Genomic DNA, 16,611 nt, shown 5'->3' on the forward strand with positions numbered 1-16,611 from the left:
GAATCGCAGGGATAAGGAGGTCGAGCCCTTATCCCTTGTTTTTCTTTTATTTTGAAATAAAGGAGCGGTCAATCAATGGAATATGTCATTGAAATGCTCAATATCCGTAAAGAGTTTCCTGGTATCGTCGCCAATGACAATATCAATCTTCAAGTCAAAAAAGGCGAAATACACGCGTTGCTCGGTGAAAACGGGGCGGGGAAATCAACGTTGATGAATGTCCTTTTCGGGCTGTATCAGCCGGAGCGGGGTGAAATTCGGGTGCGCGGCGAGAAGGTGCACATCAACAGCCCGAACAAAGCGAATGACCTTGGAATTGGAATGGTACACCAGCACTTTATGCTTGTTGACACCTTTACAGTTGCTGAAAATATTATTCTCGGGAAAGAGCCAAAGAAGTTTGGCAGAATTGACCGGAAGCGTGCTGGCCAAGAGGTGCAGGACATTTCCGATCGATACGGCCTGCAGATCCATCCTGAAGCAAAAGCAGCTGACATATCAGTCGGTATGCAGCAGCGCGCAGAAATATTAAAAACCCTCTACCGCGGTGCCGACATTTTGATTTTTGATGAACCGACGGCTGTTTTGACGCCTCATGAAATTAAGGAACTGATGCAAATTATGAAGAACCTGGTCAAAGAAGGGAAGTCCATCATCTTAATCACCCATAAGCTGAAAGAGATTATGGAGATTTGTGACCGCGTTACGGTTATCCGTAAAGGAAAAGGCATCAAAACCCTTGATGTCCGTGATACAAACCAAGACGAACTCGCCAGTCTAATGGTCGGCCGCGAGGTATCGTTCAAAACTGAAAAGAGAGCTGCTCAGCCGGGAGCGGAAGTGCTTGCGATTGACGGCATAACTGTAAAGGATACCCGCGGAATAGAGACAGTCAGAGATTTGTCTCTTTCTGTCAAAGCGGGAGAAATAGTCGGCATAGCAGGCGTCGACGGAAACGGGCAATCTGAGCTGATCGAAGCGGTGACAGGACTCCGCAAAACAGATTCAGGAACAATCACCTTAAACGGAAAACAGATCCAAAACCTGACGCCAAGAAAAATCACTGAATCCGGGATCGGGCATATTCCTCAGGATCGCCATAAACACGGTCTCGTCCTTGATTTTCCAATCGGAGAGAATATCCTGCTGCAAAGCTATTACAAAAAGCCGTATTCAGCATTGGGCGTTTTACATAAAGGCGAAATGTACAAAAAAGCACGCAGCCTGATCACTGAGTACGATGTCAGAACGCCGGATGAATATACACACGCGCGGGCATTGTCAGGCGGAAACCAGCAAAAAGCGATTATCGGGCGGGAAGTAGACAGAAATCCTGATTTATTAATTGCCGCCCAGCCGACTCGCGGCCTTGATGTCGGAGCGATTGAATTTGTCCATAAAAAGCTCATTGAGCAGCGTGATGCCGGGAAAGCCGTTCTTCTCCTCTCGTTTGAGCTTGAAGAAATTATGAATCTCAGTGACAGAATCGCCGTTATTTTTGAAGGACGCATTATCGCCAGCGTTAATCCGCAGGAAACCACTGAACAGGAACTTGGTCTCTTGATGGCAGGAAGCACGCAAAAGGAAGCGGGGAAAGCAAATGGTTAAACGACTCTCTCATTTACTCGTGCCGCTCATCGCAATCATCCTTGGTCTTGCGGCCGGCGCGTTGATTATGCTTGTGAGCGGCTACAGTGTAGCCAGCGGATATTCGGCTTTGTGGAATGGGATATTCGGAGAAATCTATTATGTCGGAGAAACAATCCGGCAAATTACGCCTTATATTTTATCCGGATTGGCTGTCGCCTTTGCATTCCGAACCGGACTCTTTAATATCGGCGTCGAGGGCCAGCTGCTCGTCGGCTGGACAGCAGCGGTTTGGGTCGGTACGGCGTTTGACGGACCGGCATATATTCACTTGCCGCTCGCATTGATTACAGCCGCAGCTGCAGGAGGATTATGGGGGTTTATTCCCGGCATTTTGAAAGCGCGATTTTACGTTCATGAAGTCATTGTCACCATTATGATGAATTATATCGCGCTGCACATGACCAATTACATCATTTCAAACGTCTTGACAGATCATCAGGACAAGACGGGGAAAATTCACGAATCCGCCTCCCTCCGCTCTCCTTTTCTTGAACAGATCACCGATTACTCACGGCTGCATTTGGGAATCATCGTTGCCCTTCTCGCAGCAGTTATCATGTGGTTTATCATCAACAAAACTACAAAGGGATTTGAGCTCCGGGCGGTCGGGTTTAACCAGCACGCTTCCCAGTATGCCGGCATGAGCGTGCGGAAGAATATCATGACCTCCATGCTTATCTCCGGCGCTTTTGCAGGCCTTGCCGGAGCCATGGAGGGCCTAGGGACATTCGAATACGCAGCAGTGAAAGGCGCATTTACCGGCGTAGGCTTTGACGGTATCGCTGTCGCTCTTCTCGGGGGAAACACAGCCATCGGGGTTATACTGGCAGCATGCCTGCTTGGCGGGCTGAAAATCGGCGCATTAAATATGCCGATTGAATCAGGCGTTCCATCAGAGGTCGTTGATATTGTGATTGCTATTATTATTCTATTTGTGGCTTCAAGCTATGCGATTCGTTTCGTCATGGGCAAATTGAAGAAAAAGGGGGCGAACTAAGTGGACATTGTGCAGATTTTATCTATCATTATCCCTGCCACACTCGTCTATGCAGCCCCGCTTATTTTAACTGCTCTCGGCGGCGTGTTTTCCGAGAGATCAGGTGTGGTGAATATCGGCTTAGAAGGCCTCATGATTATCGGGGCGTTCACCAGCGTGTTATTTAATTTATTTTTTGGTCCGGAATTAGGTGCCGCCGCACCTTGGCTTTCGCTCCTTGCCGCCATGGCAGCAGGCGCCCTGTTTTCACTGATTCACGCGGCAGCGGCGATTTCGTTTCGCGCCGACCAGACAGTCAGCGGTGTCGCCATTAACATGCTGGCGCTTGGGGCAACTTTATTTATCGTCAAACTGATCTACGGCAAAGCGCAGACAGACAAAATTCCAGAGCCTTTTTATAAGACGAAAATCCCCGGTTTGGGCGATATTCCCATCTTGGGAAAGATCTTCTTTTCGGATGTCTATTATACGTCTATTCTTGCAATAGCACTTGCCTTTATTTCCTGGTTTATCTTGTTCAAAACGCCGTTCGGCCTTCGTATCCGTTCTGTCGGAGAGCATCCGATGGCGGCCGATACGATGGGAATCAACGTATATAAAATGCGCTACGTCGGCGTGATGATCAGCGGATTGTTCGGCGGTCTCGGCGGCGGCGTATATGCCTCCACAATTGCGCTTGATTTCACGCACTCTACCATCTCCGGGCAAGGCTTTATCGCCCTGGCAGCGCTTGTATTCGGAAAATGGCATCCAATCGGAGCACTGGGGGCCGCCCTGTTTTTCGGATTCGCCCAAAGCTTAAGCATCATTGGATCGCTGCTCCCTCTTTTCAAAGACATACCAAATGTGTATATGCTGATGGCTCCTTATGTCTTAACGATTCTCGCTTTAACCGGCTTTATCGGGCGGGCAGATGCGCCAAAAGCCAATGGCGTGCCCTATATTAAAGGAAAAAGATAAAACATTTTCCCCTGGGAAGACGATTCTCAGGGATTTTTTTCTAATCCAAAAGACCCCCTTAATTTAATTGTTTATTAGTTTTTTAACTTAAAAAAATATGAAGTGTTAACGCTTTCTTGTAGACTGTAACAAACAATACATGGGGGTGTATGACATGGGAGCAATTCCAAAAACGGGGACAATTTCACCTGAGCCAAAAGACTCACAGGGGAAAAACCTGTTTCAAAAAATCTGGTCTTGGGAAATCGGTGTGATTCCTCTGCCATTATACACAGTATTAGCAGTTATTATTATTCTTGCAGCCTATTACAATGAGCTGCCGGCAAATATGCTTGGCGGGTTTGCCATCATTATGATTCTTGGTGTGTTTCTCGGAGACATAGGCCAACGCATACCGATATTGAAGGATATTGGCGGCCCTGCTATTTTATCTTTGTTTGTTCCTTCATTTTTAGTCTTTTACAATGTACTGAATTCAACATCTTTAGACGCTGTAACCAACTTGATGAAAACGTCTAACTTCCTTTATTTCTATATCGCTTGCCTTGTTGTGGGAAGTATCCTCGGTATGAACAGAATTGTTTTAATACAGGGGTTTATCAGAATGTTCGTTCCACTGGTTGCAGGAACGATCGCGGCCGTTGCAGCCGGCATCCTTGTCGGATTTATTTTTGGCTATAGTGCCTATGATTCCTTTTTCTTTGTTGTTGTCCCAATTATTGCCGGGGGAATAGGTGAAGGAATTTTGCCGCTTTCAATCGCCTATTCACAAATACTGGGCTCATCCGCTGATGTATTTGTGTCTCAGCTGGTTCCAGCCGCAATTATAGGAAACGTCTTTGCTATCATATGTGCAGCCTTAATGAAAAAGCTTGGTGATAAGCGTCCAGATCTAAATGGGAACGGACGTCTCGTAAAATCTAAAAAAGCAAATGAGATTTTCAATCAAAAAGAAGCCGAAGCAAAAATTGATTTTAAGCTAATGGGAGCAGGAGTTCTGCTCGCGTGTACATTCTTTATTTTTGGCGGGTTATTGGAGAAATTCATCTTCATCCCGGGCGCGATCTTAATGATTATTTCAGCTGCGGCTGTCAAGTATGCGAATATTCTTCCGAAAAAAATGGAAGAAGGCGCTTACCAGCTTTATAAGTTTATTTCTTCAAGCTTTACATGGCCGCTGATGGTCGGTCTCGGCATCCTCTTTATTCCGTTGGATGACGTAGCGTCTGTGATTTCTATTCCGTTTGTCATCATCTGTATTTCAGTTGTTATCGCGATGATTGGTTCTGGATATTTCGTAGGCAAGCTGATGAACATGTATCCGGTTGAATCCGCAATCGTTACCTGCTGCCACAGCGGCCTCGGCGGAACGGGTGATGTTGCCATTTTATCGGCATCAGGAAGAATGGGCCTTATGCCGTTTGCCCAAATTTCAACCCGTCTCGGCGGTGCAGGCACAGTTATTTGCGCGACAGTGCTGCTTCGTTTTTTCACTTCATAAACAGAAAGAGTTCCGTTTTATGCGGAACTCTTTTTTTATTTATTCACAATCCGAATATACTCCCGGGGACCAAACGGCAGATCCTTTGATTCCGTCTCACTCATTCTGGCTGACAGGTGGTGCTCCAGTAAATACAGCTCCCACTCATCACTAGCCGCCACACCGCTGCGCCCGTCATATTGATTCAACATGAATGCCCCTGCAAATACTGAGCAGAATAAACCTGAGCACATCACGACTTTTCTTTTCACATGACCAGCTCCTTTCCTTCAGCTTGATCAGGATTGATTTTAAATATACAAATAACCTCTTTTTTGTTAGACTTATTTTGAGGTCAAAAGAACTCATAAAACCCATTACAGCAGTTCGAAGCGTGGCAGCTTGCAGAAAAGTGCGATATAATTTGGACTAGGTCGTTTGACCGTATATTTCATACATAGCGCATTTTTCAATTGAGAACGAGAAAAGGAGGTCTTATCTTTGCAGCTCTTACATCTTGCTATTTTATCGCCTTTTTTATTTGCTTTTATCATTCCCTTCTTGGCAAAATACGCAAAAAGAGTGCATACGGGCTGGTTTGTGTTGATCTTGCCCGTCTTGCTGTTTATATACTTTCTCCCAATGATCAGGATGACGCAATCTGGAGAAACACTTCGATCGGTATTAGAGTGGATTCCGTCACTCGGCATTAACTTTACCGTTTATATAGACGGCCTCGGGTTATTATTCGCCTTACTGATCACAGGCATTGGCTCTTTGGTCACTCTTTACAGCATTTTTTATTTATCGAAAGAAAAAGAACAGCTTGGGCCCTTTTATGTCTACTTATTGATGTTCATGGGCGCCATGCTCGGCGTCGTTCTAGTAGACAATGTCATGGTTCTCTACATGTTCTGGGAGCTTACAAGCCTTTCATCCTTTTTGCTGATCGGCTATTGGTATAAGCGGGAAAAGTCGCGCTATGGCGCAGCCAAATCACTTTTGATTACGGTCAGCGGCGGGCTGTGCATGCTCGGCGGATTTATTCTCCTTTATTTGATAACGGATTCCTTCAGTATTAGAGAGATGGTTCATCAGGTTCAATTAATTGCCGGCCACGAATTGTTTATCCCGGCTATGATTCTCATTTTATTAGGGGCTTTTACGAAATCAGCGCAATTTCCTTTTTACATCTGGCTCCCTGACGCGATGGAAGCTCCGACGCCTGTCAGCGCTTATCTCCATTCAGCTACTATGGTAAAAGCCGGCATTTATGTGATTGCGAGATTCAGTCCTATTTTCGCCTTTTCAGCTCAGTGGTTTTGGATCGTATCCCTAGTTGGCCTCTTTACGATGGTTTGGGGTTCATTCCATGCCGTGAAACAAACTGATTTAAAATCGATTTTGGCGTTTTCAACCGTCAGCCAGCTCGGAATGATCATCTCTATGCTCGGAGTCAGTGCTGCGGCCCTTCATTACGGCCATACAGAATATTATACAGTTGCCGCTATGGCTGCCATTTTCCATTTGATCAACCACGCAACCTTTAAAGGAAGCTTGTTTATGGCAGTCGGGATTATCGATCACGAAACAGGCACACGGGATATCCGGAAGCTAGGCGGCCTGATGGCGATTATGCCGATTACATTTACCATTTCCTTAATCGGGACATTTTCAATGGCCGGCTTACCGCCGTTTAACGGATTTTTGAGTAAAGAAATGTTTTTCACAAGCATGCTTCGCGTGACACATTTTGACCTGTTCAACGTGCAGACATGGGGCGTTCTGTTCCCTCTTTTCGCATGGATCGGAAGTGTATTTACGTTTATCTACAGCATGAAATTGCTTTTTAAAACATTCAGAGGAAGTTACCAGCCTGAACAGCTTGAAAAACAGGCTCACGAAGCGCCTGTCGGCATGCTCGTACCACCGGTCATTCTTGTCGCTTTGGCTGTCAGTCTCTTCTTTTTCCCGAATATATTGTCGTACAGCCTGATAGAGCCTGCGATGAACTCAATCTATCCGACACTGCTGGACGGCCATGAGAAATTCCACGTTCACATTTCACAGTGGCATGGGGTTACAACGGAATTGCTCATGACTGCGGGTATTGTTGTGATCGGAACAATTGGTTATTTGTCGCTGAATAAGTGGAAAGGAATCTATAAACTGTTTCCTTCGAAACTCACACTCAACCGTTTATACGATAAGCTTTTGACTCTGATGGAGAAAGGCTCTTACCGGGTCACAAAACAATATATGACCGGGTTTTTAAGAGATTATTTGCTGTATATCTTCGCTGGTTTCATCATTCTGATAGGCGGAGCTTTTGCCATTAAAGGCGGATTTTCATTTAAAACGGAAGGCATGGCTAAAATCGGTGTATACGAAATCATTTTGACGCTTGTCATGATCAGCGCCACAGTGGCGACTGTTTTTGCTAGGTCAAGACTGACGGCGATCATTGCACTCGGTGTTGTCGGTTATACGCTTGCATTGTTTTTTGTCATTTTCAGAGCGCCGGACTTGGCATTGACTCAGCTCGTCATTGAAACGATTTCTGTGGCACTGTTTCTGCTTTGCTTCTACCATTTGCCGAAACTGAGGCTGAAAACAAAAACGAGAACGTTCCGGATGACGAATTTTATCATTTCTTTAGGCGTCGGTATTATCGTTACTCTGCTCGGCATCGCATCCTCAAGTCAGCGGACAAAAGACAGCATTGCGTCCTTCTTTGTCAAACACAGCCACGATCTCGGCGGAGGGGATAATGTCGTCAATGTCATTCTCGTTGATTTCAGGGGATTTGATACAATGTTTGAAATTACGGTATTAACAATAGCCGCTCTCGGCATTTACAGCATGATTAAAACAAAAGTAAAAGAGGAGGGGAAAAGCGGTGAATGAACAAAAAACAAATGACTTGATTCTTCAAACCGCGACAAAGCTTGTATCCTTTATCATTTTGCTTTTCTCTTTCTATTTATTTTTATCAGGGCATAACGCGCCCGGAGGAGGCTTTGTCGGCGGACTGATCACGTCCTCTTCCATCGTTCTCTTGCTTCTGGCATATGATTTAAAAACCGTGCGTTCCCTTTTGCCGGTCAATTTCATTTATGTCGCGGGAGCCGGCCTTCTGCTCGCTGTATTAACAGGCGTTGGCTCCTTTGTCTTCGGGTCTCCTTTTTTAACCCACACATTCGGATACTTTCAGCTGCCGATCCTTGGGAAAACGGAGCTCGCCACAGCGACGATATTTGATTTAGGCGTTTATCTTGTTGTCGTAGGCATAACGATGACCATTATTCAAACGATTGGAGAGGAAGAATAATGGAAATCTTAATGGCTGTATTAGCCGGTATTATTTTTATGGCTGCTACGTATTTGCTGCTGTCTAAAAGCCTGCTTCGCGTCATTATCGGAACAGCACTGTTAAGCCATGGCGTTCATTTAATGCTTTTGACTATGGGAGGATTAAAGAAAGGCGCCGCTCCGATTTTGAGCGAGCATGCCAAATCATTTGTCGATCCGCTTCCGCAAGCCCTGATTTTGACCGCAATTGTCATTTCTTTTGGCGTTACGTCATTCATCCTCGTCATGGCCTTTCGCGCTTATCAGGAATTGAAATCGGACGATATGGATCAAATGAGGGGAAATGATCAACATGAATAATTTTGTTATTTTGCCAATCCTGATCCCGCTTTTGTCGGCTATTCTTCTGATTTTCATGACGAAGAATCTTATGCTCATGAGAATCTTCAGCACGGCGGCATCGGCCATCGGGATTGTGATTAGCGGCATACTTGTACAGACTGTCTTCACAAAAGGCATCCAGACACTCAGCCTAGGCGGATGGAAAGCGCCGTACGGCATTGTGCTTGCCGCAGACCAATTCGCCAGCCTTCTCGTTCTCACAACAGCGGTCATCGGTTTATTGGTTGGGCTTTATTCCTTCCGTTCTGTCGGTGAAAAACGGGAGCGCTCCTTTTACTACTCCGGCGTTCAGTTCTTGCTTGCCGGCGTCAGCGGAGCGTTTTTAACAGGCGATTTATTTAATATGTACGTATTTTTTGAGCTTCTGCTTATTGCTTCCTATATGCTGATTGTATTAGGCGGCACAAAAATTCAGCTGCGGGAATCCCTTAAATATATTGTGTTTAATATCGTATCGTCTGCCCTGTTTGTCATAGGGGTCGGCTTTTTATACGCTGTAACCGGCACGTTAAACATGGCGGATCTTAGCGTGAAAATCAGCGAATCAGGACAAACCGGGCTGATCACTGTGATTGGTGTCCTGCTGCTTTTGGTATTTGGCATGAAGGGCGGAATCTTCCCCCTCTACTTTTGGCTTCCAGGCTCTTATTACGCGCCACCGGCGGCAATCTCCGCGTTGTTCGGCGCTTTGCTTACAAAAGTCGGGTTATATGCGATTGCGAGGGTTTTCACATTGATTTTTATTCACGATACTGCCTTTACCCATCAGCTGATGATTTGGCTGGCGGCGCTGACTGTGATTTTCGGTGTGATCGGTTCACTCGCCTATTCGAATGTCATGAAAATTGTGATCTATAACATTATTACCGCTGTCGGCGTGATTTTGTTCGGTGTGGCAGTACACACCCCCGCATCCATTCAGGGCGCGATCTACTATCTGATTCACGATATGCTGATTAAGGGCGCTTTGTTCATGCTGGCAGGTACGCTGATCGCATTGACTGGAACCGCGAGCCTGCATAAAATGGGCGGGCTGATCAAACGCTATCCTGTTCTTGGATGGATGTTTTTCATTTCCGCTATTTCTCTTGCAGGCATTCCGCCACTGAGCGGATTTGTCGGCAAATTTAAAATTGCAGAGGGCGGCTTCGCAGAAGGTGAATTTACGATATCCATGCTGATTCTGCTTTCGAGTCTGCTCGTACTGTACTCTGTGCTGAGGATCTTTATACATGCGTTTTGGGGCGAAGAAAAAGAAACGCCAAAACCAAATCATCGAACAGCTAAAGGACTTCTTTATCCGGCAGCTATTTTTCTCTTGCTGTCTCTTCTCTTCGGGTTGGGTACAGAATGGGTGTCGCCTTACGTTGATCAAGCGGCCGAGACGCTGCTGAATCCGGAAAAATATATCGAAGCTGTTCTGAAGGAGTAGATCGCATGGCATTTCAAATTTTATTAAATGTGTTTCTCGCTTTTTGCTGGATGTTCTTAAGCAACAGTCCAAGCGCCGCAGGATTCATTACAGGCTATATTCTGGGAATGCTCTCTCTCTTTTTCTTCCGGCGCTTTTTCACTCGCCAGTTTTATCTATGGAAATTGATTTCTATCATCAAGCTCTGTTTCATTTTTATAAAGGAACTGTACCTTGCCAATGTCAGTGTGATGAAATCAGTCTTATCTCCAAAACTGAATATCAGACCGGGTATTTTTGCTTTTAAAACTGAACTGACGAAGGACTGGGAAATCACCCTGCTTTCTCTGCTCATTACATTAACGCCGGGAACCTTGGTGATGGATATTTCAGATGACAGAACAATACTTTATATTCATGCAATGGATATCGAGGATGCGGAAAAAGCGATTTTTGATATTCGGGAGTCATTTGAAAAAGCCATACAGGAGGTGAGCCGGTGATGTTTACGCTGATCCTGCAAATCGCGCTCGGCATTATGGCAGTGTCTACCTTTTTGTATGTCATTCGTGTCATTAAAGGGCCGACTGTGCCTGACCGGGTCGTGGCTCTGGATGCAATCGGCATCAATCTGATCGCAATCACGGCGCTTGTCTCCATTTTGCTGAAAACAAGTGCGTTTTTGGATATTATTTTGTTGCTGGGGATTTTATCGTTTATCGGAACGATCGCATTTTCCAAGTTCCTGGAGAAAGGAGAGATTATCGAAAATGATCGAAACCGCTAAAGTCGTTGTGGCTGTATTCATATTGCTGGGAGCTCTTGTATGCCTCATTGCTTCATTTGGCGTACTTCGCCTTCCCGATGTGTTTACACGCGCTCATGCTGCTTCTAAAGGCTCAACATTAGGTGTCAATATGATTCTGCTCGGTGTCTTCTTCTATTTGTGGTTTGTGACGGGGGAGCTCTCCGCTAAAATCCTGCTTGGGATTCTCTTTATCTTTATTACGTCGCCGATCGGCGGGCACTTGATCTGCCGTGCTGCGTATAACTCCGGCGTCAAGCTTGATGAGAGAAGTGTACAGGATGACTATAACGGAATCAGAAACTTTGTGATTAAACGAAAAGAGGATTCTTATTTATAAAAATAAGCAGCCGGACAGGCAGAGTTCCGGCTGTTTTTTTATTTCTTGATGACAGCCAGCGTGCATCTGGATATACAGATCAGCCTCTCTTGCTCGTCATATATGTGAATGTGATAGACAATCGTCGTTCTGCCTATGTGAACGGGCTCGGCTATCGCCTTTACCGTTCCTTCCTTTACAGATTTTAAATGGTTGGCGTTAATCTCCAAACCGACACAAGCCTGTGTTGAATGATCAATCAAGTTCTGTGCACCTGCGCTCGCCGCTGTTTCCGCCAGGGCCACTGAAGCGCCCCCATGCAAATATCCGAACGGCTGAACCGTCCGATGATCCACCGGCATGACCGCAACGCATCGTTCTGCTGTGTTTTCAACAATCTCTATACCAAGCGCTTCAAGCAATGTGTGTTTCGTATCCATCATCTACACCTCCAACATTTAAAGTACACCGTCTGATTTCGCAATCAAAACCGCTTCCGTCCGTGAACCGACATTCAGCTTATTGAAAATCGATGTCAAGCTGTATTCAATGGACCGCTTGCTTAAATGAAGGGCATCTGCGATTTCTTGGTTTGTAAATCCCTTTTCAACTTCTTGAAGAATCAGGCATTCTCTAGGTGTGAGCACATCTTGTTCTTTTTGAGAGGAAGGAGCCGGCTTTGTTTTTTGCTGAGTCATCAGCTGTTTAAAGTAAGCAAAATCGACTAAAATTTCTCCGTTGAGCACGTGGTATATGTATTGGGTGATCTTTTCTTTAGATTCCGTTTTGCTGATGGCACCGTGCAGACCCGCACGAATCGCTTCCTCGAAATAATCCTCGACCTCATAACCGGTATACACGATAATTTTACAATGAGGATTCTCTTGTAAAATCTGTTTAGAAAGCTCCATCCCATTGACCTCGCCGCCTAAATTCAGATCCATTAAAATGAGATCATATGACGAGAAATCATGCTGCTTGATAAACTGTTCGCTCGGTTCAGGACTGAGACAATCAACAGACAAATTCGAATCCGTTTCCAAAATTGTCTTGGTGCCTTCCATGACAGCCGGATGGTCATCAATCACTAGTATCTTTTTCATGTTTTCCTCCCTTTTACTCACTCTTTTCCATTTTATAAAAAAGACTTGGCCTGTGCCAAGTCGTTTCCGTTATAAATCCATTACAATTCGATTTCAATATCAGCCTTAAAGCCCTTTCCTTCACTTGTTTCAATCCGAAGGCGCCCATCTAAAGCCCTGACTCTCTCCTTAATGCCAGAAAGCCCCATGCTCATGGAATGCTCAGTATTCTTTTCCTGATCAAACCCTACGCCATCGTCCTCATAATGAAGAACGATTTTGTTTTGAATACTGATGAGCATAATCAGCACATCCGTCGCCTGAGAGTGCTTGACCGCATTAGACAGAAACTCTTGAATGATCCGGTACAAATTCAGCTGCGAATCCAGATCAAGGGAAGCCGTAAATCTCCCGGTATTTAAACGGATATGAAACGGAACCCGCTCCTGCTGCTGCGCCACCAGCTTCGACAGCGCCTTCACCAATCCAAGATCATACAGAAGCTGCGGCCGCAGCTCATGACACGTCTCCCTCGTCATCGAAATCACATCAGACATCTGCTCATTCATCTGCACAAGCTTGTCCAGCACCTCTTCACGGCACGGATTATCATCCTTCTTAAAATCACCCAAAAACAGCTCACACTGGCGTTTTAAGGAAATCAAATCCTGAAGAACCGAATCGTGGAGATCGCGGGCGAGATCCGAGCGTTGTTTTTCCTCGATCGTGTACATGAGTTTTTTGAGCCATACGGGGTTGGATTCTTGTTGTTTTAAATCCTCAAGATGCACCATCAATTCCTCTATTTTCATCACGTTTTCCAATGAAACATTTGTATAAAACGCTAATGTTTGAAGCCATGCAATTTCATCTCTTGTTAATTTAAAAGTATTATAACTTGAGAAACAGAGTACTAAAAATGATTTGTCTCCTCGTTCACCTATTTTAATAATAAAACCTTGTTTAAACTCTTTAATTTTGCCGATATCACCAGTAAAATTTTTCACATATTGCTCATGATTTTTATAAGTGAGATCTTTAAAGTTATTCTTGCTAAGGAGAGTAATTTCTCCTTTTGAATTATCATACACACAAGCATTATCTATATTTAATACATCTAAGATTGTATTCTTAAAGTGATTAAGTACTTGATCTACTGATGATGCTTGCTTTATTAATTGAGTAAATTTAAAAATCCCATCTTGATAATTAAATTTTTCAGTAAATCTTTTTAACTTGAAACGAAAGTCAATAATCTCTTTAAAGTAAAAAACGGCAAACATAAGCACATATATTGCAATTGTTAGTTTAACTAAATAAAAGATATCCTTTGGTTGCTGAATGTAATTAAAGATGGTCACTACGATAATAGTAGGTGTAATGGCTAAAAAACCGTAGTACTTAAGCCGCCCCACAACAAAGTCGATATTATAAAGTCTATTAGTCATAAATTGATATACTAAAGAAAAAGGTATAACAAGTGTAAAAGCAGCCAAACTAAAAGGTGAGACATACTTCTCCAAAAACACATATGGAACAGCAAAAAAGACAATAAACGGACTGAAAGAAAAGATATTTGTATAAGCAAGGACTTTCAAAATTGACTTTTGCTCTTTTTGTTTAAATTTTCTTATCCCTTTATGGATAAGAATCGATACAGTAAGAACTAGGACAAAAAATGAAATCAAATTCAGATTAGACAAAAAAGCCGAAGATTTTAATCTATTACTCAGAACGTCCTCTAATAAAAGATTTATTAGAGGGAGCATATACATAATGATTAAAATCTTCTTTTCGAATAACTTTGTTCCTAATTCTATAAAGTATTTATATATAAAATGAATATATAACACCGGACAACTGACTAAAGTAAGAACAAGCAGGTAAGTGCTTAGCTCTTCACCTCTTCTTGCCCCGCATGCACTTACATACGCTACTGATACAAATAACAAAAATAATATTAAAATATAAGCAGAAGTTGATTTTCTTACTTTATTTATTCTATAAATAAAAAATATACAAAATAAACAGATTGAATAAGATATTACAGGAATGAGATACATAAATAAATTTTCTTCACTGATTAGGCTTACATTTTGTAAATGAAATGATTTATTATCTCTCTCAACAATTAAACTTTCTACATTGACTAATCTTCCACTTTTTAATTGAATATCACTGCCTTTCTCCCCATTTACTTCAAGAATGATATCTCCCTTTTTCACACCTGAATAATATTCATCTGTATAATCTAAAACATTGGTGACCTCTAACTTACCCTGTTCATTTATCTTTACATCCGCACCTACGAAGATGTTAAAAGCAAAGCTATACGAGAGGTATATAACATAAATAAAACTTAAAATGATAAAAACTAGAGACAAATATTTATAGACGTTAATATATCTGTACATCACATCATCCCGTAATTAAATCAAACTTTTTCTTTTATCATCCTCAAAAAAATTACTAATAGCTTCTATTGGAGGCCACTTGCTTGTTCTTGGCACCTCTCCTTGTTCAAACGCGTATAATATTGCTTTCTTTTCTTTTTCATTTATATTTAGCAAGGTTAAGTTCCCATTCTTAAATTGATCAAACGCTTCCGGGTTGTTTACTAGATGGCTAATGATTTTATCAATATGTTTCAAATTAAATCCCCCTTAATAATTGAATAAGTAATTTATTTTTTCTTTGTTCATCTAATCTCAGTTTTTTGAATGATTCCTTAAAATTTTCCACTGCTAAATTTTTTATAACATTCAAATATTGTATTACACCTGATTCTCTTAACTTTCCCTTCAAATCTTCCAAATTATTTATCATATGATTTTCTTGCGCATAAAAATTTAATAAGTCAATTGATGATTGGTTAAATTTATTTTTAAGATAATTGAAGGCAAGCGTATGTCTAGTTTTGAAGTCATTGTTGTTAGGGTAATAAAGTCCATAGTGATCATTTGCAATTTGCTCGACTACACCTAAATAACGCGAATACTCCTCAACTGTTTCATTACATTTTCCAGTTGCCAGATATACACCAAGAATACTGGGCAATGTTACCAGAGAACCAGACTTAAGTTTAATCATTTCAATATACTCTGATTCTGATGAGGCTGTTAAATTCAAATCTACATGTTGTCCTTGTAAAGATTGGAGTGAATATTGCAAAGTAAGGCTTAAAAGTTTTGGATGATTTGAGACTGAACCTATTACTTGCAGACTTAATGTATAAAGTGCGGTAGCTGCGTTAGTTGCTATAGAAGGATCTAATTTCATCCAAGAAGCCTGAAGATTGTCCTTATCCTCAATATCGTCAAAAATGTCCGCAGATAAAATTAAAAGTTCTATACCTGATGCCAATAACTCAATTGCTTTGTCGTTTTTTCCATCAAATGCTATGTAATGGTAATAAGCCAGTTCTGCAAATGAAAATTGTTTTTTTTCTTCGATAAAAGAAATGAGCTTCACTTTTAAGTCCTCATTTAAAATAATTTCATCTACAATCTCCTTCATTTTCTCCTTGATCCGGACAGAATCTAAACATATCTGCTCAATAACGACTTCCCCCCTCCCATTCCATTTTACTAAATGGGACATTTAAAGGACAGCAGGTTTTTCGTTTTTTAACAATCATATAATACTTTATCCATTTATTGTATCGGCAGAACGAAAAAAAAGACTTGTTTCCAAGTCTTTTTCACGAAATTTTCATTGCATAATTGTATTTATCGAGTTGATCAATGCTTTTGTTAATGTTTCGTAATGAATCTGTCGTTTCTTTAATATCAAGTTCGAGTCGGAATAACAATTGTTTTACTTCTTCAAGTTTCTTTTCCATCGTTTCCACACTCCTTTTTTTGAAAGATCAATGAATTGTGTATGGTGAACGAGTCCTAGGTATTTGATCTGTTACTAATAGTGTATCTGCTTTCGGCTCATTTTTCACCGAAAAGTATGCAAAAAAGTCCTGCGTGACACCGCAAATATCAATAGGTCCTTATACTCAAAGGGATCACAACAAGAACGGGACTATTTTTCTATGTGCAAGAGCTTACATTTCTGCTCAAATTGAGAAAGATTCTTAATTCCCTTGATTTTAACGTGTTTCGCATTTTCACTAAGTAAGACTATAGTCCTTCATACCGTATTTTCAAAATTGAATATGCGATTCTTGGCGTTTCCTGACCGAC

The 16,611-nt window shown here is 42.4% G+C and carries 18 protein-coding genes and 1 pseudogene; 12 read left to right on the forward strand and 7 right to left on the reverse strand.

The annotated features are described in order from the left end of the window. The first annotated feature begins 75 nt into the window (after window positions 1-75). From nupO to maeN, 4 genes are all read left to right on the forward strand, one after another. Entirely contained in the window at window positions 76-1,608 is a 1,533-nt protein-coding gene (nupO, locus tag NYE53_RS15820) for a guanosine ABC transporter ATP-binding protein NupO (RefSeq protein ID WP_339245571.1), read from the forward strand. After that, complete coding sequence (nupP, locus tag NYE53_RS15825) at window positions 1,601-2,647, forward strand: guanosine ABC transporter permease NupP (RefSeq protein ID WP_014480696.1); 1,047 nt, start codon at window positions 1,601-1,603, stop codon at window positions 2,645-2,647. Before nupO ends, nupP begins: the two co-directional genes overlap by 8 nt. Beyond that, window positions 2,648-3,607, forward strand: a complete 960-nt coding sequence (gene nupQ / locus NYE53_RS15830; RefSeq protein WP_339245574.1) for a guanosine ABC transporter permease NupQ — start codon at window positions 2,648-2,650, stop codon at window positions 3,605-3,607. A 154-nt stretch (window positions 3,608-3,761) separates the two neighbouring features. Continuing rightward, window positions 3,762-5,108: a sodium/malate symporter MaeN gene (maeN, locus tag NYE53_RS15835; RefSeq protein ID WP_029725866.1), complete on the forward strand. Its 1,347-nt coding sequence runs from the start codon at window positions 3,762-3,764 to the stop codon at window positions 5,106-5,108. A 35-nt stretch (window positions 5,109-5,143) separates the two neighbouring features. Here the strand turns inward: maeN and NYE53_RS15840 are convergent, their stop codons facing one another. Continuing rightward, entirely contained in the window at window positions 5,144-5,359 is a 216-nt protein-coding gene (locus NYE53_RS15840; protein WP_015483630.1) for a hypothetical protein, read from the reverse strand. A gap of 229 nt (window positions 5,360-5,588) precedes the next feature. Here NYE53_RS15840 and NYE53_RS15845 point away from each other — a divergent pair, with 229 nt between their 5' ends. Genes NYE53_RS15845 through mnhG form a run of 7 tightly spaced genes read left to right on the forward strand, consistent with a single transcriptional unit; the run spans window position 5,589 to window position 11,357 of the window. After that, window positions 5,589-7,994, forward strand: coding sequence for a Na+/H+ antiporter subunit A (locus NYE53_RS15845; RefSeq protein WP_167560301.1), 2,406 nt, complete (start codon window positions 5,589-5,591; stop codon window positions 7,992-7,994). Beyond that, a complete protein-coding gene (locus NYE53_RS15850) occupies window positions 7,987-8,418 on the forward strand; it encodes a Na(+)/H(+) antiporter subunit B (RefSeq protein WP_251188280.1) in 432 nt (143 codons plus the stop codon). The genes NYE53_RS15845 and NYE53_RS15850 overlap by 8 nt, the downstream gene beginning before the upstream one ends. Beyond that, window positions 8,418-8,759 carry a Na(+)/H(+) antiporter subunit C gene (locus NYE53_RS15855; protein ID WP_003220730.1) on the forward strand — a complete coding sequence of 114 codons (342 nt, stop codon included), beginning with the start codon at window positions 8,418-8,420 and terminating at the stop codon, window positions 8,757-8,759. The genes NYE53_RS15850 and NYE53_RS15855 overlap by 1 nt, the downstream gene beginning before the upstream one ends. Then, window positions 8,752-10,233 (forward strand): Na+/H+ antiporter subunit D, encoded by a 1,482-nt coding sequence (locus NYE53_RS15860; RefSeq protein WP_019712488.1) that lies wholly within the window; start codon window positions 8,752-8,754, stop codon window positions 10,231-10,233. The genes NYE53_RS15855 and NYE53_RS15860 overlap by 8 nt, the downstream gene beginning before the upstream one ends. Window positions 10,234-10,238: 5 nt before the next feature. Beyond that, on the forward strand, window positions 10,239-10,715 hold the full coding sequence (locus tag NYE53_RS15865; protein ID WP_003228815.1) for a Na+/H+ antiporter subunit E: 477 nt from the start codon (window positions 10,239-10,241) through the stop codon (window positions 10,713-10,715). Next, a complete protein-coding gene (locus NYE53_RS15870) occupies window positions 10,715-10,999 on the forward strand; it encodes a Na(+)/H(+) antiporter subunit F1 (protein WP_003228814.1) in 285 nt (94 codons plus the stop codon). Before NYE53_RS15865 ends, NYE53_RS15870 begins: the two co-directional genes overlap by 1 nt. Next, window positions 10,983-11,357, forward strand: coding sequence for a monovalent cation/H(+) antiporter subunit G (mnhG, locus tag NYE53_RS15875; protein ID WP_014477830.1), 375 nt, complete (start codon window positions 10,983-10,985; stop codon window positions 11,355-11,357). Before NYE53_RS15870 ends, mnhG begins: the two co-directional genes overlap by 17 nt. Window positions 11,358-11,395: 38 nt before the next feature. Here the strand turns inward: mnhG and NYE53_RS15880 are convergent, their stop codons facing one another. The 6 genes from NYE53_RS15880 to degQ form a co-directional block, all read right to left on the reverse strand. Then, window positions 11,396-11,776 (reverse strand): hotdog fold thioesterase, encoded by a 381-nt coding sequence (locus NYE53_RS15880; RefSeq protein ID WP_017695528.1) that lies wholly within the window; start codon window positions 11,774-11,776, stop codon window positions 11,396-11,398. An 18-nt stretch (window positions 11,777-11,794) separates the two neighbouring features. Then, on the reverse strand, window positions 11,795-12,439 hold the full coding sequence (gene comA, locus NYE53_RS15885) for a two-component system response regulator ComA (RefSeq protein WP_003220716.1): 645 nt from the start codon (window positions 12,437-12,439) through the stop codon (window positions 11,795-11,797). An 80-nt stretch (window positions 12,440-12,519) separates the two neighbouring features. Next, the gene (locus NYE53_RS15890; protein ID WP_339245592.1) at window positions 12,520-14,832 is read right to left on the reverse strand and encodes a histidine kinase; all 2,313 of its coding nucleotides are present in this window, start codon (window positions 14,830-14,832) and stop codon (window positions 12,520-12,522) included. Between the two features lie 15 nt (window positions 14,833-14,847). Further along, window positions 14,848-15,069, reverse strand: coding sequence for a competence pheromone ComX (gene comX / locus NYE53_RS15895; RefSeq protein WP_014480704.1), 222 nt, complete (start codon window positions 15,067-15,069; stop codon window positions 14,848-14,850). 1 nt (window position 15,070) lies between these two features. Further along, the gene (locus NYE53_RS15900; RefSeq protein ID WP_339245595.1) at window positions 15,071-15,934 is read right to left on the reverse strand and encodes a polyprenyl synthetase family protein; all 864 of its coding nucleotides are present in this window, start codon (window positions 15,932-15,934) and stop codon (window positions 15,071-15,073) included. A gap of 184 nt (window positions 15,935-16,118) precedes the next feature. After that, window positions 16,119-16,259 (reverse strand): degradation enzyme regulation protein DegQ, encoded by a 141-nt coding sequence (degQ, locus tag NYE53_RS15905; protein WP_003220708.1) that lies wholly within the window; start codon window positions 16,257-16,259, stop codon window positions 16,119-16,121. Between the two features lie 221 nt (window positions 16,260-16,480). Here degQ and NYE53_RS15910 point away from each other — a divergent pair. Beyond that, window positions 16,481-16,543, forward strand: a pseudogene (locus tag NYE53_RS15910) (hypothetical protein); the annotation flags it as partial. Window positions 16,544-16,611 lie beyond the last annotated feature (68 nt).

This window comes from Bacillus sp. FSL R5-0523, assembly GCF_037975295.1.
GTDB classification, from domain to species: domain Bacteria; phylum Bacillota; class Bacilli; order Bacillales; family Bacillaceae; genus Bacillus; species Bacillus subtilis.

Bases quoted from the DNA above. Each gene is read 5' to 3' on its own strand.
- nupO (WP_339245571.1), top strand. From the start codon at position 76: ATGGAATATGTCATTGAAATGCTCAATATCCGTAAAGAGTTTCCTGGT.
- nupP (WP_014480696.1), top strand. From the start codon at position 1,601: ATGGTTAAACGACTCTCTCATTTACTCGTGCCGCTCATCGCAATCATC.
- maeN (WP_029725866.1), top strand. From the start codon at position 3,762: ATGGGAGCAATTCCAAAAACGGGGACAATTTCACCTGAGCCAAAAGAC.
- NYE53_RS15855 (WP_003220730.1), top strand. From the start codon at position 8,418: ATGGAAATCTTAATGGCTGTATTAGCCGGTATTATTTTTATGGCTGCT.
- NYE53_RS15860 (WP_019712488.1), top strand. From the start codon at position 8,752: ATGAATAATTTTGTTATTTTGCCAATCCTGATCCCGCTTTTGTCGGCT.
- NYE53_RS15865 (WP_003228815.1), top strand. From the start codon at position 10,239: ATGGCATTTCAAATTTTATTAAATGTGTTTCTCGCTTTTTGCTGGATG.
- NYE53_RS15870 (WP_003228814.1), top strand. From the start codon at position 10,715: ATGTTTACGCTGATCCTGCAAATCGCGCTCGGCATTATGGCAGTGTCT.
- mnhG (WP_014477830.1), top strand. From the start codon at position 10,983: ATGATCGAAACCGCTAAAGTCGTTGTGGCTGTATTCATATTGCTGGGA.
- NYE53_RS15880 (WP_017695528.1), bottom strand. From the start codon at position 11,776: ATGGATACGAAACACACATTGCTTGAAGCGCTTGGTATAGAGATTGTT.
- comA (WP_003220716.1), bottom strand. From the start codon at position 12,439: ATGAAAAAGATACTAGTGATTGATGACCATCCGGCTGTCATGGAAGGC.
- NYE53_RS15890 (WP_339245592.1), bottom strand. From the start codon at position 14,832: ATGTACAGATATATTAACGTCTATAAATATTTGTCTCTAGTTTTTATC.
- NYE53_RS15900 (WP_339245595.1), bottom strand. From the start codon at position 15,934: ATGAAGGAGATTGTAGATGAAATTATTTTAAATGAGGACTTAAAAGTG.
- degQ (WP_003220708.1), bottom strand. From the start codon at position 16,259: ATGGAAAAGAAACTTGAAGAAGTAAAACAATTGTTATTCCGACTCGAA.